The organism is Siminovitchia fortis, from assembly GCF_007681465.1.
GTDB classification, from domain to species: Bacteria; Bacillota; Bacilli; order Bacillales; family Bacillaceae_C; genus Siminovitchia; species Siminovitchia fortis.
Map to the genome: position 1 here is coordinate 1 of NZ_VEKZ01000156.1, position 908 is coordinate 908.

General features: G+C 40.4%; 2 protein-coding genes. One reads left to right on the forward strand and one right to left on the reverse strand.

The genetic code is table 11. The features are described from left to right. Positions 1–125 precede the first annotated feature (125 nt). Positions 126–599 (reverse strand): glutathione peroxidase, encoded by a 474-nt coding sequence (locus FS666_RS19385; RefSeq protein ID WP_144463792.1) that lies wholly within the window; start codon positions 597–599, stop codon positions 126–128. Positions 600–715: 116 nt separating this feature from the next. On the opposite strand from FS666_RS19385, the gene FS666_RS20110 reads away from it, so the two are divergent. Then, positions 716–908: hypothetical protein (locus FS666_RS20110; RefSeq protein WP_222119389.1), on the forward strand; the 193-nt coding region annotated here is incomplete at its 3' end.

Below are 908 nucleotides of genomic sequence, written 5' to 3' on the forward strand. Positions count from 1 at the left end.
TTCTATTGAAGTGGTTCAATTTTCAAGTGCGATTGTGGTTCATTTTTAGATTACCATATACAAAAGGCAAATTGGGACCAAAGACTTGGAAGCTGCAGATTGATTTTTGTACTTCGGCAAAACTTCTATAATAGCGCCTCGAGATCCTTTTTAATTTTCGGAGGTTTTGTCTGCGGGGCGTATCTTTTTACTACGGAGCCCTGTCGATTGATCAGGAATTTTGTGAAATTCCATTTGATTTCCTTTGTTAAAAATCCCTGCTTTGAACCTGTCAGAAATTTGAATAGCGGATGGGCATTCTCGCCTTTTACCTGGATTTTGGCGAAAATCGGAAAAGTGACACCATAATTCGTTTGACAAAAATCCAAGGTTTCTTGAATATCATCGAATTCCTGATTCATGAATTGATCGCTTGGAAAGCCGAGAACAGCGAAACCTTGATCTTTGTATGTATCATGAAGCAGCTGCAACTCTTTCAGTTGGGGGGTAAATCCGCATTTACTGGCTGTATTGACAATAAGCAGCACTTTACCTCGAAATTCGTTTAAGGAAACTGTTTTCCCATCTGCGCTTCGGACACCAAAATCATATATGGACATGACTCCCCCTCCACAGTTTGTAGTTTATTTTAATTTTAGGAAAGGATTCCGATGAAAACAATCTTTATGACTTAAAGGGATAGGAGTTTATGGATTTTTAGAAAGGTAAATTGGAAATGCTATGGAAAGTGCATGAATTGCGGGGGATTGCACGAAATAAGGGTGTGATTGCACGAATTGGGAGCGGAATTGCACGAACCGGACCGGGAATTGCACGAATGCCGACTAGAATTGCACGATTGGACATTTTGATCCAGTCAACCGGCTCCATATTGTCCGAGCCCCTAGGAACACAAAAAAAACATGAAG